The sequence below is a fragment of the Aeromonas sp. 2MA4 genome (assembly GCF_029237305.1).
Taxonomy (GTDB): domain Bacteria; phylum Pseudomonadota; class Gammaproteobacteria; order Enterobacterales; family Aeromonadaceae; genus Aeromonas; species Aeromonas salmonicida.
This window is the reverse complement of record NZ_JAACFY010000008.1, coordinates 75625-92479: the sequence shown is the minus strand read 5'-3', so window position 1 is coordinate 92479 and position 16855 is coordinate 75625. Positions and strand designations below refer to the sequence as shown.

Genomic DNA, 16855 nt, shown 5'->3' with positions numbered 1-16855 from the left:
TGGCCGCCTCGCCACCCCCGATGCGAATCGGGTTCGGAAAGTCACAGGTCTCTTCCCGGAGACAGCTGGACCGCGCATTGAGGAAGGCGTTGGTTCATCCCTCGCCTTTCACCATCACAACCGCACATCCGTCAGGAAGTCACCCTGCGTTGCCACGGCAGCAGGGTCGGACATATGTGCGTAATCGTCAGGGCATTCAAGGACCGATCTGCCCGGCGCGTGTCAAAGGTGGAATGTTGCGAATGAATCGCATCTTTTGGTTATTGGCGCTCTTGCCCCTGTTGGTGTTGGCTGGCGGAGTGGATAGAGCACGGGAAACCTGGGTCATCCAGGCCAGGGCAGGGGAGCTTGACGCCGCGGCGCAAGGACTGGATGCCCTCTATCGACAAACCGGCGACGGCAAGGTGCTGGACGATCTGATTGCCGTGCAGTTGTGGCGCGGGGATCGCAAGGGGGCGCTGGCAGCCTGCGCCCCCTGCGAGTTCAGTCCCATTGCCAACAGCACGCTGGAAGGGGTGGCCCGTGCCGCCCGGGACGAGAAGCGCTACTTTGAGGCAATCAGCTATTACCGGGTGTTGCAGGGGCGTGACCCGGGCAATCCCACCGGTTGGCTTGGCCTGTTTCTCACCGCCAGCGATCAGGGCAACCGTGTGCTGGCCCATCAGGCGGCAGGAGAGTACGAGGCCCGTTTCGGTCGCGATCGGGCCGTGCTGGAGGCGCGTATCTATGCCGCCCGTCAGGCCGAGGATCCCATGGGGGAGATGCTGGCCCGCCAGCAGTGGCTGGCGCTGGAACCCGGCAACAGTGAACAGGTGCTGGCGCTCTATCGGGTAGCGGTGAGCCTGGGGGCGGGTCCCGCCGCTGCCGACTTGATGGGGCAGTATCCTGCCCTGTTCAAGCCGGTGGATCGGCTCTGGCTCGACTACTACCAGGCGGTCAACTTGCTGCGGATCTCGGCGCAGACCGAGGATCCGGCGCTGGCTCGCACTTCCCTCACTCACACCCTGGCCCTGCAGGACAAGATCCTGGCCCGGGCTCCCCGCGATCATGTGCTCTACCTCAGTGCCCGCCGTGATCTGGTGGTGACCCTGGTTGCCCTCGGTGAGTTTGCCCAGGCGGAGCGGGAGTCTGCCGCACTGCAAGCCGAGGGGCCGCTGCCGGAATACGTGCAGGAGGCGCGGGCCGATGCGCTGGTTGGGCTCGGGCGGGTGGACGAGGCTTCCCTTATCTATCGGCAACTGGCGACCCCGCAGCGGGCCAAAGACAAGACGCTGCTGGAGAAGCGTTTCTACGCCTACTCGGATGCGGAGCGTTACGGCGCCGCCCAGGGGTTGCTGGCGGGTTGGCAGGAGCCGCCGACCCGCTGGGATTTCACCGGCAATATGCGCATGCCCAACGATGACTACGAGAAGGTGCTGCAGCTCAGAACCCTGCTGCTGGCCTGGCGGGGTCAGGCCGGGCAGGCAGAGGCGCAGCTGGAAGGCTGGCTGAAAACGGCCCCTGCCAATCCCTGGCTCTGGTTGCAGCTGGGGGACATCCGCCGTTGGCGCGGTCACCCGGATGGCGCCGAGCAGGCCTATCAGCAGGCGGTGCGCTGGCTGCCGACTGGCCGTACCCGACTCGCCGAGCCGGGTCGCCTCCACGCCCGCCTCGATCAGGGGCAGTGGCAACAGACACCGCAGGCGGTGCGGGCCCTCGGCAACCTGACCAAGGATCGCCGGGAGTTGCAACAGCGGCTGGCTCTGGAGCAAGCCCCCATGCTGACCACTGAGCTGACCCATGGTCGCAATGAAGGGGGCTCGGTACAGGCCAGTCGTGACTGGAGCTACGACAGCCGCCTTTACAGCGCTCGCAATGATGGCGGCGATCGGCTGTTTGTGCGCCGTCAAGGCAGCTTCGGTGAATTTGACGGGCAGCCGGAGCGTGCCGCCTACAGCGGGCTCGGGGCCGAAGTCTCCTTCTATCCGCTGCAACTGACGCTGGAGGGCGGCTCGGGCAGCGAGCTCAACCACAAAGGCTATCTGTGGAGTCGCCTCGACTGGCGGTTGGGCGATCGCTGGACCCTGGGTGCTGCCATCAACCTCAACAGCGCCGATACCCCGCTGCGGGCGCTGGCTCGGGGCAACTACGCAGATCAATATCAGCTGGATCTGGGTTGGCGCCAGGACGAGACCCGGGAGGCGGGCCTGCGGCTGGAACGAATGGACATCAGTGATGGCAATCGGCGGCTCACCGCCTCCGGCTGGCTGCGTCAGGATCTCTGGCGTCGGGATCGCTGGTGGTTCGACACCACACTGCGGGCTGCCACCTCCCGCAACGAGGCGGTTGCGGTGGATTACTTCAATCCCCTGCGGGATCGCAATCTGGAGCTGGAACTGGCGGGGCGTTACCGGCTGCCGCTGGATGGCCGTCGCGCCCTGCTGCAGAGCCTTGTCATCGGCGGCAATCAGTACTGGCAGCAGGAGTATGGCGGCGACCCGGGCTGGCAACTCAGCTATCGCCACGACTGGGTGTTCTCCCCGGCACTGAGCCTGGGCTATGGCCTGGGCCGGCGCCAGGCCGTCTACGACGGCAACCCCGAATATGGAAATTTCGTCTTCGCCAATCTGCAATGGAGTTTCATGTGATGAGACGCTGGCTTGCCCCTCTTTTCCTGTTGTTGTCCGTGCTCATGCCGCTGGCCGCACAGGCTGCCCGTCAACCCGATGACTATGTGGTGCTCTGCTACCACGACATCGTCGATCTGAAATTGACCCCCAACCTCAAGCTCTATCCCCAGACCATACGGCGCGACACCCTGATCCGCCACTTCAACTGGATCAAGCAGCAGGGCTATCACCCGGTCAGCTTCCAGCAGGTGCTGGATGCCAAGGCTGGCAAGGCAGCCCTGCCGGAGAAGGCCATTTTGCTCAGCTTCGACGATGGCTACGAGAGCTTCTACCGGCTGGTCTACCCGCTGCTCAAGCTCTACAACTACCCGGCCGTCTATGCCCTGGTGGGCAGCTGGCTGGATGTGCCTGACGACAAGCTGGTGCCCTATGGCAACGACAGGCTGCCGCGCAGCTACTTCGTCGGCTGGCCGCAGATCCGCGAGATGCAGGCCTCCGGACTGGTGGAGATAGCCTCCCACACCTTCGCCTCCCACTACGGCTTGCTCGCCAATCCCCAGGGCAATGTGCAGCCGGCGGTGACCACGGCGGGCTGGAGTCCGGCCGGTTACGAAACCATGGCGGACTATCAGGTGCGGGTTAAAGCCGACTTCGATGCGTCTGTCCGCCAGCTCAAGGAGCAGACCGGCCGGGCACCGCGCATCATGGTCTGGCCCTATGGTGCCTTCAACCAGACGGCGCTGAACCTGGCCCGTGACAGCGGCATGCCCTACAGCTTCACCCTGATTGAGGGGCTCAACACCCTGGGGGATTCCGGAGCCACTGTGCGCCGTTATCTGCTGGAGGAGGACACCAGCCTGGAGACTCTGGACGAGATCATGGGGGGCAACACCTGGGAGCGGCAGGAGGAGCGACTGGTGCACGTGGATCTGGACTATGTCTATGACAAGGATCCGTTGCAGCTGAACAAGAACATCGACCTGCTGCTGGAGCGGATCAAGGGATACGGCATCACCACTGTCTATCTGCAGGCCTATGCCGATGACAACGGTGACGGGGTCGCGGAGGCGCTCTACTTCCCCAATCGCCACATGCCGGTCAGGGCGGATCTGTTCAATCGGGTCGCCTGGCAGCTCAAGACCCGGGTCGGGGTCAAGGTGTATGCCTGGATGCCGGTGATGGCCTATGACATGGGGCCGAATCACACCTATGTGACCGACAGCCGCACCGGCACCCCCGCCAGGGGTCAGTATCTGCGCCTCTCGCCCTGGGATGCCGCCAGCCGTCAGCTGCTGCTGGATATCTACGAGGATCTCGGCTTTTACACCAAGTTCGACGGCCTGCTGTTCCATGATGACGCCTTCCTCAGCGATTACGAAGGGCCCATGCCGCTGGCGCGCACCACCCAGGCCCTGCGGGCTCAGGGTGAGCACAAGACTGACCTGCTGATCGACTTTACGCTGGCGCTGCGCGACGCTGCCGCCCGTTATCGCCAGGGAGGGGCTGACGGCCTCAAGACAGCCCGCAACATCTACGCGGCCCTGGTGACCGAGCCTGACGCCCAGCAGTGGTTTGCCCAGAGCATGGCGGCGTTCGCCAAGGCCTATGACTACACGGCCGTGATGGCCATGCCCTACATGGAACAGGCAGAAAACCCGGATGAGTGGCTGGCCCGGCTGGCGGAAACATCCCTGGCCCAGGTGCCGGTGGAGCGGCTGGTGTTCGAGCTGCAAAGCCGCAACTGGCGCACCGATCAGCCGATCCCGGATGAGGAGCTGGCGCGCTGGATGCAGATCATCCAGCGCAAGGGGGTGAAAAACTTCGGCTACTACCCGGACGATTCTCACAACAATCAGCCGGATCCCGCCGTGCTGAAGCCCGTCTTCTCGGTGCAGACCCTGCCTCAGCCAGTCCAGCTGCCGGTGGCCCCCGCCGTGCCCGTCAGTGCGGCCATGGCCACACAAGCGGGGGCGGCACGGTGAGCGGATTTCTCTCAGGCATTGCGATTTTTACCCTGGCCTACCCCAGCATGATGGCCATGGTGTGGATCTGTGGCGGCCTCTATTACTACTTCCAGTGGGAGCGGCGGGACATAGCGCTCGCCAGAACCGGGCTGGTGTTGCCTCGCTATCCCAAGGTGACCCTGATGGTGCCCTGCTACAACGAGGGGGCCAATGTGGAGGAGACCATCAGCCACCTGCTGCGCCAGCGTTATCCCGATTTCGAGGTGCTGGCCATCAACGATGGCAGCAAGGATGACACAGGGCAGCGACTGGATCGGCTGGCGGCGCAGGATGCGCGCCTTACCGTGCTGCACCAGCACAATCAGGGCAAGGCCATGGCCCTCAACAATGGTCTCGAACGGGCGAAGGGGGAAATACTGGTGGGCATAGACGGGGATGCCGTGCTCGACCATGACGCTGTGCGCTGGATGGTGAAGCACTTCATCGAGAGCCCCAAGGTGGGGGCTGTCACCGGCAACCCGCGGGTACGTACCCGATCCACCATCATCGGCAAGATCCAGACCGGCGAGTTCAGCTCCATCATAGGTCTCATCAAACGGGCCCAGCGCATCTATGGCACCGTCTTTACCGTGTCCGGGGTGGTGGTGGCCTTTCGCAAGTCGGCGGTGGAGGCGGTGGGTGGCTGGAGCACGGACATGGTCACCGAAGACATCGACATCAGCTGGAAACTCCAGCTGGCGGGCTGGCTCATCCATTACCAGCCCCAGGCACTGTGCTGGGTGCTGATGCCGGAGACGGTGCGCGGTCTCTACAAGCAGCGGCTGCGCTGGGCCCAGGGCGGGGCCGAAGTGATACTGCGTTACGGCCTGCAGGCAATGCGCTGGCGCAACCGCCACTTCTGGTTGCTGCTGCTGGAGTATCTGTCCAGTGTCCTCTGGTGCTACAGCATGTTGCTGCTGGCGCTGATCTGGCTGATCCGGCCCGATCTGGGGGAGCTGGCCGAAGGTCAGCTGTTCCAGTGGACCGGTGTCATCATGACCGCCATCTGCCTGCTGCAGTTCGGGGTCAGCATCTTCATCGACAACCACTATGACAAGACAATGGCCCGCAGCTTCGTCTGGTGTATCTGGTATCCGCTTATCTACTGGCTGCTCAATCTGGTGACAGTGATCGTTGCCGTGCCCAAGGCGATCCTGCGTCGTCGTGGCCAGCTTGCCGTATGGGAAAGCCCTGACAGAGGAGAGTCCTTCCGTGACAAAAAATAAGTTCGCCAACGAGATGATCATACGCAACGGTGCCCGTTGCAGCTGGCAGTACCGACTACGGGATCTGTTGATCCTGCTGGTGACCTGGATTGGCTGGTTGTTTCTGGCGCTGCAACCCTGGCTCAACTATCTGGATAAAGGGGAAGGGGACAGCTTTATCGGCTCGCTGGATGCGCAGGGCGCCGGGCAGCTATTTTTGGCCCTGCTGCTCGGCATCTTCCTGCTGATCCACTCCTGGGCCAAATACAATCAGCTGCTTTACCGCCTGATGCGCAAGCGGGCACTGCGCAAAGCCGGTTAACCATGGGGCCATCAGGCCCCATTTTTGTATCTTCCCTCTTGTCACACTCTGTCACCAAATGGCCGGTGGCTGGCAAAGTCTTGTCATGGCACAGGCGTGTAATGGGATCAGGATACCGGCGTGGCCATTGGGCGAGCCGGGTGAGCAATGCATGAGATGACGGGACAAGGAGCAACAAATGGTGACCAAGCGAGCGTTATGGCTGCTGCCGGTGCTGGCGGCACTGATCTGGTGGGCTGGATATGCAGGGGATGCCAACGGCATCTGGCCCTGGCGCCATGAGATGCTGTTGCTGACCGGCCTGCTGGGGCTGGGCTACATGGCGCTGACCCTGTTGCTGGCGCTGCGTTTGCCGAGGCTGGAAGTCTGGTGTGGCGGGCTGGATCGCATGTTGCGGCTCCATCGTCACAGCGCCATGGCCGCGACCCTGGCCCTGACCAGTCACTGGCTGCTGGTGGAAGCACCCAAGTGGGCTGTGACGGCCGGCTGGTTGACCCGGCCTGCCCGCCGGGGGGCTGGTGGCGGGGCGGGAGCAGGGGCTGGCAATGGCCTCTCCCTGCATGCCCTTGGCAATACACTGGGGGAGTGGAGCTTCTATCTGCTGATAGCCCTGGTGGTGGTGAGCCTGTTGTCGCTGGTGAGCTATGGCCGCTTTCGGGTGATCCACCGTCTGGCGCCGCTCATCTATCTGGCGGGGTGGGTACACGGTCTCTGCCTGTTGCCCCAGGTTGGCCTGCTGACACCCGTGGGGCTCGGGATCTCACTGCTGGGCGGCGCAGGGGCTGTGGCTGCGGTTTACTCCCTGCTGGGCTTGACTGGTCAGCGGGATCGCCATCAGGGCCGCATAGTGGCGCTGCGCACCCTGGCGGACAGTACCCGTGAATTCACCTTGCAGCTGGAGACGCCGCTGTCGCACTACAGGCCAGGCCAGTTTGCCTTCTTCGAGTTTGATGCCAAGGAAGGCCCACACCCCTTCACTCTGGTGCGGGTGTCGCCCGACAAGCGTCAGCTGGTGATTGCGGTGCGGGCGCTGGGGGATCATACCCGCCAGCTGGTCGAGGCGGCTCGGGTCGATGGCCCAGTGACAGTGACGGGGCCTTATGGCGCCTTTATCTGTCCCCCCCGGCAGGGGCAGTCGCTCTGGCTCGGCGCCGGGATCGGCATTACCCCTTTTGTCGCCTGGCTGGAGGGGCTGGTGGCCCGTGGTGAACGGGGGGAGGGGATCACATTGATCCAGTGTGCTCCGGACTTGGTCGGCGCCGTCTATCACCAGCGATTGGCCGAGTTGTGTCAGCGTACCGGGGTTCGTTATCGGCTGCATCTGGACAAGGAAGCGGGGCGGCTGGACCTGGCCGGTCTTGCACAGGGCAAGCCCGGTGACGTCTGGTTCTGCGGTCCGGAAGGAATGGCAGACGCCCTGACCCGGCTGTTGCCGGGCGGGCGCCTGCATCGGGAGCTATTTCGCTTTCGTTGACAGCTGGGCGAGGGCAGCCTCGACGGCTGCCTCCAGCTGGGGATCTCGTCCGCTGATCATGTCGGCTGGTGTGAGCGCTACCTGCAGATCCGGGATCAGCTCCTGATTTTCGTAGAAGCTGCCATCCGGGTTGCGCAGCCCCAGGGTCGGGATGCCGTAGGCGAGTCCGGGGATCAGTCTGGAGTCATGGGCATAGACCATGGTGCCCGTGCCCGGGACTGGCTCACCTATGATGGGGCCGACCTTGAGGGTGCGGTAGTACTGGGGGAAGGCCGAGCCTTCCGAGTAGCTGCCTGCATTGGCCAGAACCACCGAGGGCTTGGTCCACTGGCGGGTGGCGGCGTCTGTCTCCCCCTTGCCGTGGCGTGGCCAGCTGCGCGCCATGCCCTTGTCACTGCCGCTGCCGGTCAGGAACTCCACCAGGGTATTGGCCAGATAGCCTCCCTTGTTGAAGCGCACGTCCACGATCAGCGCCTCGCGGTTGCGCTGGCGGCCGAGGGCATCGGCGACCATCTCCTCATACACTGCGCTGTTCATCTCCGGCAGATAGACATATCCCACCCGACCCTGACTCAACTGCGCCACTCGGGCGCGGCGCTTGGCGACCCAGCTATCCAGTTGCAACTTGTACTCCTGCTGCAGATCCATGGCGGTGACGTCGAGCTGCACCGGCGCCTTGCTCCCCTTGGGCAGCAGTGTGAGGGCCAGCCGCTGATCGGCCTGGTGGTTGAGCTGGGCATCCAGCGCGTTCAGGTCAGGAACCTCGGTGCCATTGATGGCCAGCAGACGGGCACCCGGTGTCAGGTCTGTCTCCTGTTCCAGCGGGCCGCCGGCCAGCAGGGCGACCAGTTCAACCCCCGTCTTGCCATCTTGCCAGTAGCCGCCGAGGCTGGCGGTGTTGTCGGGCATTCGCGGGGATGACGCCGGACCCACTCCCCAGGTGTGGGAAACGTTCAGTTCACCGGCCAGCTCCGCCAGCAGATGACCGAAGTCCCTGCCATTGTTGATACCGGCCAGTTGGCGGCGATAGGCGGCCACATAGCCATCCCAATCCACGCCGTTCATGTCGGCATGATAAAACTCGTCGCGGGTGAGCCGGGTTATCTGGTCATAGGCGGCGGTCATGAGCGCCAGCGAGCTTCCGGTCTGCAGCAGGTCGAAAGGGTGTGACCTTGCCTCGCCTGAACCTGTGTCAATCAGGGTCACTTCTCCTTCCCGCACCAGGGTGGCCAGGCTGGCATCCTGATTGAGGCTGGCCTGCGCCGGGCCGGGCTGGCCGTCAAACAGCACCCGGGTCTCGCCCTTGCGCAGATCCTGGGCGTAGCCCTTGATCTCGCTCTCGCCGTTGGTGTCACTCTCTTCCACCAGCGAGATGAGGTGATCATCGACGATGCGGCTGGCGAGGATGAGACCTGGGGGCTGCAATTGCAGCGCCTCTCTGTGTGCCAACCGGTCGGATTCGAAGCCGTAACCCGCTTTGGGGGGCGTCTGCTCGGCGATGAAGTCGCTCTTGGCGGCGCGGCTGCTGTAGAGGCCGAGCAGGCTGCCGCCAAGCGGCTCCCCATCGGCACCCAGAACCCCGTATTTGGTGGATTGCCAGTAGAGGATGCCGCCATCCTGGCTCCAGGCAGGACTCATATCCCGATAGCCGTTGAGGCTGACATTGATCGGCTCGGCTTTGGGGTCCGCTATGTCGATGACGGCGATCTCCTGCTGGGCCGAGTCAGGCTGTATGGTCAGCGCCAGATGACGGGAATCGGGGGCGAAGGCGAGCTCCACTGTGTGGCGGGAGGGGTTGAACTCGGCGGCGACCAGCGGTCGCTGTTTGCCGCTGGCGAGATCCAGCAGGTGGACGGCCTGACCATCCACCACGAAGGCGAGCTGCTTGCCATCGGGAGAGAGGGTCGGCTTGCTGATGGCGGCATCCGGCATGGCCAGCAACTTCTGTTCCGTGAGGGTGCCGGGATCGCTGAACAAGCCATCCGGCTGCGCTTTGTTCAGGCGATAGAGGGCGGCCGGGCCGTCCTGCTCCGAGAGATAAATGAGCCCCTGCTCTTTGTCCACATACAGGGGGGATGACTGCTCGCTGGGATGACGGGTGAGCTGGCGCACTCGCTCGCGGCGGGTATCGATGGCATACAAGTTACCCTGGCTCACCAGTATCACCTCGTCACCATCCTGGCGGGCGAGGGCCTCGTCGATGGGGCCTGGCATCCAGCTCCTCTCGGCGGGCGCGTTGGCAAAGAGTGGCTGTATGGCCAGCTTGCGCGGTGTCTTGCTGCCCGCATCGAGACGGTACAGTTCCCCTTGCCAGGACCAGACCAGATCCCCTTGGCGGGAGGCGGAGAGGCCGCGCACAGGGTGACCCTTGAAGTGGGTGAGTTGACGATCCTGACCGCTGGCCAGATCCCGCCGCCAGACGTTGAAATCGCCGCTGCGCTCGCTCAGGTAATAGAGTGCCTCACCCTTGTCATCCCAGACGGGATCGCTGGCGGCCACTCTGTCTTCGGTCAGCTGGTGATGGGCTTTGCCATCGAACAGCCAGAGGCGGGAGACGGCAAACGAGTGCTGATGTTTGCGAAACGGTTGATCCATGCCCGGCATCTGATAGGCCAGTTGCTTGCCATGGGGGCGAGCCAGGGTGGCGGGCAGAGGTTGTGCCGGCGTCAGGGTGCCGCCACCGACGGGGGTCCAGTAGAGGGCGCTGGCTTGGAATCCTTCCGCCACGAAGTGATCCGATTCGGGCGTGGTCAGTCGCTGGCTGCTCAGCAGCAACTGCTTGCCATCGGCGCTGAATGCCTGGGGCAGATCGGGGCGGGAGTCACGGGTCAGTCTCACCATCTCGCCCCCTGCGCTCGGTACCACGAACACATCTTCGTTGCCATATAAGTTGGCGGCGAAGGCGATCTGTTTGCCATCCGGTGACCAGAGCGGGCGCTGGCTCAGGTAGTCGCTGTCGGTGAGCGGCATGGCGAGTCCGCCATCCCCTGCGCTCAGGTAGACTCGGCCCTGCCAGGTGAACGCAAGTTGCTTGCCATCGGGGGAGAGCGCAGGCTCGCGCAGCCAGAGCGGTTCGGCCGCCTGCAAAGGGGAGCAGATCAGCAGGATTAGCAGGGAGAGTCGGCATCGCATGATGGAAGTTTCCAAGTAGGTGAAAAAGCGCCTTATCTTCCCCCCAATCGCCCGGGGGGCACTATCCCGATATAGGGGGGATATCCCCTTGTTTTGGCTGTTAATTGTAACAATTTATAAAAGATGGCACGGGATATGTTTCTCTGGATATATTGAGTATTGATGGCGATCCAATATGATGGCGCTCGCCCGCCCCATGGGGTGGTGCCATTCAGATGATTTGGTAACAAGAAAAGCCCTAACCAGAGGCTTGTCGAGGGATGGAATGAGAGCCGTATTACTGTGTTTGCTGGGGCTGTGGCCCGCATTGAGTTTTGCCACCTTGTCTGCCGACATGATAGTGGTGAAGAAGTCTTCCTACAGCCTGACCCTGATGAAGGATGGCAAGGAGGTCAAACGCTACTGGATTGCCCTGGGGCCGGCCCCAAAGGGACACAAGCAGCGTGAAGGGGATCAGCGTACGCCGGAAGGGCGTTACATCCTCGACTACAAGAAAACCAATTCCAACTATTACAAAGCCATCCACATCAACTACCCGAATCTGGACGACATCAAGACGGCCAACGAAATGGGCGTGAATCCGGGTGGCATGATCATGATCCATGGTCAGCGCAACAGCATAGGCAACACACGTTTGCAGCCGTCCAACTGGACCAATGGCTGCATCGCCATGCTCAACCATGATCTGGACGAAGTGTGGAACGCCATCGAGCCCGGCACCCCCATCATCATCCAGCCCTGATTGCCTCTCTGCGCGCCCCCTTCATGGGGGCGCACTGCATTTCTGAACCCTTGCAGTATCCGTTTTAGTCCTTGGTCTGTGGCCTTGTGTCGTGCTAGTTTTTCCCGCTCGCCGTGGATGCAACAAGGATGACCCCATGCCGTCAGCAACGAGTGCCCTTCCCGCCGGTGCCGAGAGCGCCCGTACGCTCTGGTGGCGCGCCACCATCGATATTCTGCCGCTCTCCATCTCCGTCATCCCCTGGGGGATACTGTGCGGCGCCCTGGCATTGCAGGTGGGGCTGAGCCCGCTACAGGCCCAATGCATGTCCCTGCTGGTCTATGCCGGTGCCGCCCAGCTTTCGGCTACCACCTTGTTCGGGGCGGGGACGCCCCTGCTGCCCATCATGGGATCCACCTTCGTCATCACCTCCCAGCATCTGCTCTATGGCTTTACCTTCCGCCGTGATGTCTTGCCGCTCTCCCTGCGCTGGCGTGCCAGTCTGGCGTTCTTTCTGACCGACGAGATGTTTGCGGTGGCGCTCAAGGACAGGGAGCGCAGCGGCCGCTTCCATCCCGGCTATGCCCTGATCGCGGGCTTCGTGTTCTACCTGTTCTGGAATCTGGCGACCCTGCTCGGTATCGCCGCCGGTCAGTACATAGACGGCCTGGACAAGATGGGACTGGACTTCGCCATTGCGGCCACCTTTATCGCCATGACCATACCCGCCCTCAAGAACCTGCCCATGGTGGCGGCGACCCTGGTCAGCGGCGGCACTGCACTGCTCACCAAGCCGCTGCTGGCGGAGGTCTACATCATCATATCGGCGCTGGCCGGCATGGTGGTGGGCTATGTGCTGCATCGGATGAGGAGATGACAATGAGCTGGCTGATGATAGGCCTGCTGGCCCTGATCACCTTCTTCAATCGCTTCGCCTTCTTCTCGCGGCTGACCCGTTATCAACCCGGCGCCGAGATGGGGGCCTTCCTCAGCTTCTCGGCCCAGTCGGTGCTGACCGCCATCTGGTTGCCCATCGTCTTCAGCTATGAGCCGGGCAAGGGGCTGGACTGGGATCCGGACTACCTGGCCGCCACCCTGCTGGTGACGGTATTGACCTTGCTGCGGCTGCCTACCCTGCTGGTGGTCGTGGTGGGCATGGGGGGCTTCTTCCTGCTGCGCTGGCAGGGGGGCATGGCCGCCCTCTTGCCCTGGCTGGGGTAGGTCCGTGATCTGGCATGGTGGATGTCCTTTATGGATATCCGCCATGTTGTGAATGTCACTTCAAAAAACACCTCTCAAGTGTGAGGATTTAGGGACTATCCGCCAAGGAGCACCCCATGTCTTTCACCGAAACCTGTCAGCGCATAGTGCGCGATCCCCTGCTCTCGCCCGCTCAGAAGAACCATGCCCTGGCGTTGGCCGCCGAAAATGCGCTGCCTTACCCAGAGTTGCCACCGGCGGTCGCCGAGGCGCTGGCGCAGGGGTTTCTCTGTGACATGTTCGAGGGACATGCCCCCTACAAGCCGCGTTACGTGCTGCCGGATTATGCAAAGTTCCTGAGTCAGGGATCCGCCTGGCTGGAGCTGGCTCCCCCCAAGGATTTTGACGAGGCGCTCGATGCCTTGCGCATCCTCTACCACCATGTGCCCTCCGTCACCGGCATGCCGGTCTGGCTGGGGCGCCTCGATCATCTGCTGCTGCCCTTTGTGGGCGAGCTGGATGACGAGACCCTCCATCGCAAGCTGAAAGGGTTCTGGATCTACCTGGATCGGGTATTGCCGGACGCCTTCATGCACGTCAATATAGGTCCCGATGACAACCGTCTCTGCCGCCTGATCCTGCGCATCGACGGCGAGCTCAAGCAGGTGGCGCCGAACCTGACCCTGTTTCACGATCCGGCGCAGACCCCGGACAACCTGCTGATGCTGGCGGTGCAGAACATAGCCAGCTGCAGCAAGCCGCACATCGCCAACTATCCGCTCCATAGCAACACCTTCGACCAGCGCGGCTTTGGCATCGTCAGCTGCTACAACGCTCTGCCCCAGGCCGGTGGCGCGAATACCCTGGTGCGACTCTCCCTCAAGCGTGTGGCCGAGCAGGCCCACGGCATAGACGACTTCATGGGCTGTCTGCTACCCCACTACTGCCGTCTCGCCTCCCAGCTGATCGGGGCACGCGCCGCCTTTCTCCATCAGGAGTCCGGCTTCTTCGACAGCTTTTTGGTGCAGGAGGGCTTGATCGACGAAGACCGCTTCGTACCCATGTTCGGCATCTATGGCATGGCGGAGGCGGTCAATTTGCTGATGGACAAGGAGAATCTGCCCGAGCGCTACGGACATGACGAGGAGGCCAACCAGCTTGGCTATCGCATCTCGGCCCAGCTCTCCCGCCATGTGAGCGAGACGCCACAGGTACACGCCTGGGGCGGTCGCGCCCTGCTCCACTCTCAGGGTGGGCTCAGCGTGGATCGCGATGTGACTCCCGGGGTGCGCATCCCCTATGGTCAGGAGCCGGATCCCGCCAGCCATGTGCTGGCCCTGGCGCCGCACCACGGTTTCTATCACTCCGGGATCAGCGAGATCCTGACCCTGGATCCCACCATACGCCAGAACCCGCAGGCGCTGCTGCAGCTCTGCAAGGGGGCCCTCGCCATCGGCATGCGCGAGTTCACCGCCAACGTGGCGGACAGCGATCTGGTGCGGGTGACCGGCTACATGATCCGCAAGAGCGACGTGGCCCGTTTCGCGACCGAAGGGTCGCGGCTGCAGACCACCTGTCTCGGTGCCGAGGCGAGTGAACTGACGGCCATTCGTCAGCGAGCGCCGAGAGTGGTTGGCCGTGAGGCGACCCTGTGTGACTACTGAATGTGGCAAGGAAAGGAGGGAGCCAACGGAGCGCACCGCAACGGTCAGCCGCTGGCTGCCCTTCTCCTGCGTGGACGGGCCGGGCAACCGGCTGGTGCTCTTCCTGCAGGGGTGCAACTTTCGCTGCCCCGGCTGCCATAACCCTCACACCATGGGGTTTTGCGATCACTGCGGTGACTGCGTGGCAACTTGCCCGAGCGGTGCCCTGACGCTCATCGAGGGCCGTCCTGGCGAGAGAAGAGTGCGTTGGCAGGCGGCGCTCTGCACCGATTGCGATCGCTGCATCGACGGCTGCCCGCGCCATGCCAGCCCCAAGACCAGCCAGATGTCGGTTGCCGAGGTGCTGGCCCTGCTGCGCCGCTACGGCCCTCTGCTCACCGGCATTACCGTTTCTGGCGGCGAGGCCACGACTCAGCTGCCGTTCGTGATCGCCCTGTTCACGGCCATCAGGCAGGCACAGGATCTCTCGCACCTGACTTGTCTGCTCGACAGCAACGGATCCCTTGGCGAAATGGGCTGGCAGCGGCTGCTGCCGGTACTGGACGGCGCCATGATAGATCTCAAGGGGTGGCGCGACTCGGTGCACCACTCACTCACAGGTGTTGGCCGCGAGCGGGTGCTGGCCTCGCTGCGCCTGCTGGCGAGGCATGGCAAGCTGGCCGAGCTGCGGCTGCTCCACGTGCCGGGACGCAGCGATTTTCTGGATGCCGACGGCAAGCTGGGGGCAGCGCTTGTCCTCTTCTTGCAGAGTCTGGGGCCAGTGCCCATCCGCCTCAACGGCTTTCGTCAGCATGGTGTGCGCGGGGTGGCGACGAGCTGGCCGGAGGCGGGCAGAGATGAGCTGACCCGCCTCGCCAGGGCGGTGAGCGACAGGGGACTTGGACCCGTTTCCCTGCCGGCCATTATCTGACCCTGTGTTTGCAGGCTAATTAACTGATCGCAAAGCAATTTGATGGGATGCTTTTGCCAGCGCCCTGCCTGATGTTGAGTCTGGAGGCGGCTTTTTTGCAGTCTGAGTCTGAAGATGACGTAACTGTGATTGCTGTCTATTTGAGCTCTGAGAGGGGGCGGCTAGAATGGGGTATTCGCCCACAATCAACAGACGAACATGAGTGAATCCAACGCCTTATACCGAGTGCAGTTCATTTGCCACAGCGAGCGTTATGAAGTCTATGTCAGGGAAGTGAGTCAGGGTCAGCTGTTCGGCTTTATCGAGATCGCTCACTTCGTGTGGGATAACCACACGGCATTGATCGTCGATCCCAGCCACGAGAAATTGAAGAGTGAATTTGCCGACGTCGACCGCACCATGATCCCCATGCACCATGTATTGCGGGTCGATCAGGTGCGCAAACAAGGGGCCGCCCGCATCACTGAGCTGGGCAACAACATCGCGCCCTTCCCCAATCCCATCTACACCAGGAAGCCCTGAGGCTTTCTCCTCTCTGCGAGCCTTGCCATGGGAGTTCCCCTGGTGGGGCCATCTCCTCTTCGGGTCTGTAATGGCGCCCGCAGGATCTGCAATGCGTGTAGCCCGGGGGCGTTAACCCAGCTCCCTGGCCAGTGTCAGGATCCGCTGTCTGAACCAGCACAGCGCCGGCTCTTCGCCCGCCGGCCCATACCACACCAGGCTGTGGGTGACTGCGCCATAGTCGAACGGGACTGGACGGATCGCTAACCCCAAAGCCGCGCTCTGTAACGCCCAACCCTCGATGGCGGTCAGGATGAGATCGCTCTGGCGCAGCAGGGCTGATGCGCTGCCAAAATCCGGCAGAGTGGCACCAATCTGGCGGCGTACCTGCAGCTGGGCCAGGCTCTGCTCGAAGAAGGGGTTGGCCAGTTCCTGATCGCGAATGGCGATATGGCGCCAGCTCAGGTAGGCATCCAGATCCCAGGGCTTGTCCAGCGCCGGATGGTCCGCCCGCAGCAGACAGACCAGCCTGTCTTCCCGCAGGGTTTCCCATACCAGACCCGGCTGGCGGGGCAGGGGCTGGCTCTGGTCGTGGGGCAGGATAACAAAGTCGAGTTTGCCCGCTGCCAGTGCCGTCAGACCTTGCTCATCCTTGTTCCAGACGTTGGGCACCAGGCCCGGTACTTCCTGCATCAGCTGGCCCAGAATGGGCCCCATCGGCCAGACCATGCTGCTTTCCCGCAGCGCAAACCTCAGTTGTCCCTGCCAGGTTTTGGGGTCAAAACCGCCCTGGCTGGTGAGATTGTTTAGCTCGCTCAGCAGTCGGTGCAGGGTAGGGCCGAGTCGTTCGGCCATGGGGGTGAGCAGCAGCTGGTTGCCCTGGCGGTAGAGCAGCTGATCGCCGAGCAGATCCCGTAACTGGTTGAGGGTCTTGCTGACGGTGGAAGGGGTGGTGCAGAGCCGCTCGGCCGTGCGGGTGACGCTCTGGCTGTCGAGCAGCAGATGCAGGGTGACCAGATGACGGCCTCCCAGCCTGGACAGTGCAATCAGATCCATGACAGCTCCACAACATAGGGACAAACAAAAAGCCCCGCTTGAGTGGGGCTTGCACGGG

General features: G+C 62.9%; 13 protein-coding genes. 11 read left to right on the top strand and 2 right to left on the bottom strand.

The annotated features are described in order from the left end of the window. Window positions 1-242 precede the first annotated feature (242 nt). The 5 genes from pgaA to GWQ31_RS10475 all read left to right on the top strand — a co-directional run bounded on the left by pgaA (window position 243) and on the right by GWQ31_RS10475 (window position 7613). Window positions 243-2627, top strand: a complete 2385-nt coding sequence (gene pgaA, locus GWQ31_RS10495) for a poly-beta-1,6 N-acetyl-D-glucosamine export porin PgaA (RefSeq protein WP_275909308.1) — start codon at window positions 243-245, stop codon at window positions 2625-2627. Then, complete coding sequence (gene pgaB / locus GWQ31_RS10490; RefSeq protein WP_275909307.1) at window positions 2627-4591, top strand: poly-beta-1,6-N-acetyl-D-glucosamine N-deacetylase PgaB; 1965 nt, start codon at window positions 2627-2629, stop codon at window positions 4589-4591. The genes pgaA and pgaB overlap by 1 nt, the downstream gene beginning before the upstream one ends. Next, entirely contained in the window at window positions 4588-5838 is a 1251-nt protein-coding gene (pgaC, locus tag GWQ31_RS10485; protein WP_169046810.1) for a poly-beta-1,6-N-acetyl-D-glucosamine synthase, read from the top strand. The genes pgaB and pgaC overlap by 4 nt, the downstream gene beginning before the upstream one ends. Beyond that, entirely contained in the window at window positions 5825-6139 is a 315-nt protein-coding gene (locus GWQ31_RS10480) for a hypothetical protein (protein WP_017412598.1), read from the top strand. Before pgaC ends, GWQ31_RS10480 begins: the two co-directional genes overlap by 14 nt. A 178-nt stretch (window positions 6140-6317) precedes the next feature. Further along, window positions 6318-7613 (top strand): ferric reductase-like transmembrane domain-containing protein, encoded by a 1296-nt coding sequence (locus GWQ31_RS10475; protein ID WP_265421073.1) that lies wholly within the window; start codon window positions 6318-6320, stop codon window positions 7611-7613. On the opposite strand, the gene GWQ31_RS10470 is transcribed toward GWQ31_RS10475, so the two are convergent. Continuing rightward, a complete protein-coding gene (locus GWQ31_RS10470) occupies window positions 7596-10745 on the bottom strand; it encodes a S41 family peptidase (RefSeq protein ID WP_275909306.1) in 3150 nt (1049 codons plus the stop codon). The two genes, GWQ31_RS10475 and GWQ31_RS10470, sit on opposite strands and share 18 nt — an antisense overlap. Window positions 10746-11010: 265 nt before the next feature. Between GWQ31_RS10470 and GWQ31_RS10465 the strand changes: the two genes are divergently transcribed. The 6 genes from GWQ31_RS10465 (at window position 11011) to GWQ31_RS10440 (ending at window position 15762) form a co-directional block, all read left to right on the top strand. Next, window positions 11011-11487, top strand: coding sequence for a L,D-transpeptidase family protein (locus GWQ31_RS10465; RefSeq protein WP_034284004.1), 477 nt, complete (start codon window positions 11011-11013; stop codon window positions 11485-11487). Between the two features lie 136 nt (window positions 11488-11623). Then, window positions 11624-12343 (top strand): AzlC family ABC transporter permease, encoded by a 720-nt coding sequence (locus GWQ31_RS10460; protein ID WP_021138854.1) that lies wholly within the window; start codon window positions 11624-11626, stop codon window positions 12341-12343. 2 nt (window positions 12344-12345) lie between these two features. After that, window positions 12346-12687, top strand: coding sequence for an AzlD domain-containing protein (locus GWQ31_RS10455; RefSeq protein WP_096119925.1), 342 nt, complete (start codon window positions 12346-12348; stop codon window positions 12685-12687). Between the two features lie 116 nt (window positions 12688-12803). Continuing rightward, window positions 12804-14330, top strand: coding sequence for a YjjI family glycine radical enzyme (locus tag GWQ31_RS10450; RefSeq protein ID WP_275909305.1), 1527 nt, complete (start codon window positions 12804-12806; stop codon window positions 14328-14330). Next, a complete protein-coding gene (locus GWQ31_RS10445; protein WP_275909304.1) occupies window positions 14320-15240 on the top strand; it encodes a YjjW family glycine radical enzyme activase in 921 nt (306 codons plus the stop codon). Before GWQ31_RS10450 ends, GWQ31_RS10445 begins: the two co-directional genes overlap by 11 nt. Before the next feature lie 198 nt (window positions 15241-15438). Then, window positions 15439-15762, top strand: a complete 324-nt coding sequence (locus GWQ31_RS10440) for a DUF1820 family protein (protein WP_005313662.1) — start codon at window positions 15439-15441, stop codon at window positions 15760-15762. Between the two features lie 111 nt (window positions 15763-15873). Here the strand turns inward: GWQ31_RS10440 and GWQ31_RS10435 are convergent, their stop codons facing one another. Continuing rightward, on the bottom strand, window positions 15874-16797 hold the full coding sequence (locus tag GWQ31_RS10435) for a LysR family transcriptional regulator (RefSeq protein ID WP_265421078.1): 924 nt from the start codon (window positions 16795-16797) through the stop codon (window positions 15874-15876). Window positions 16798-16855 lie beyond the last annotated feature (58 nt).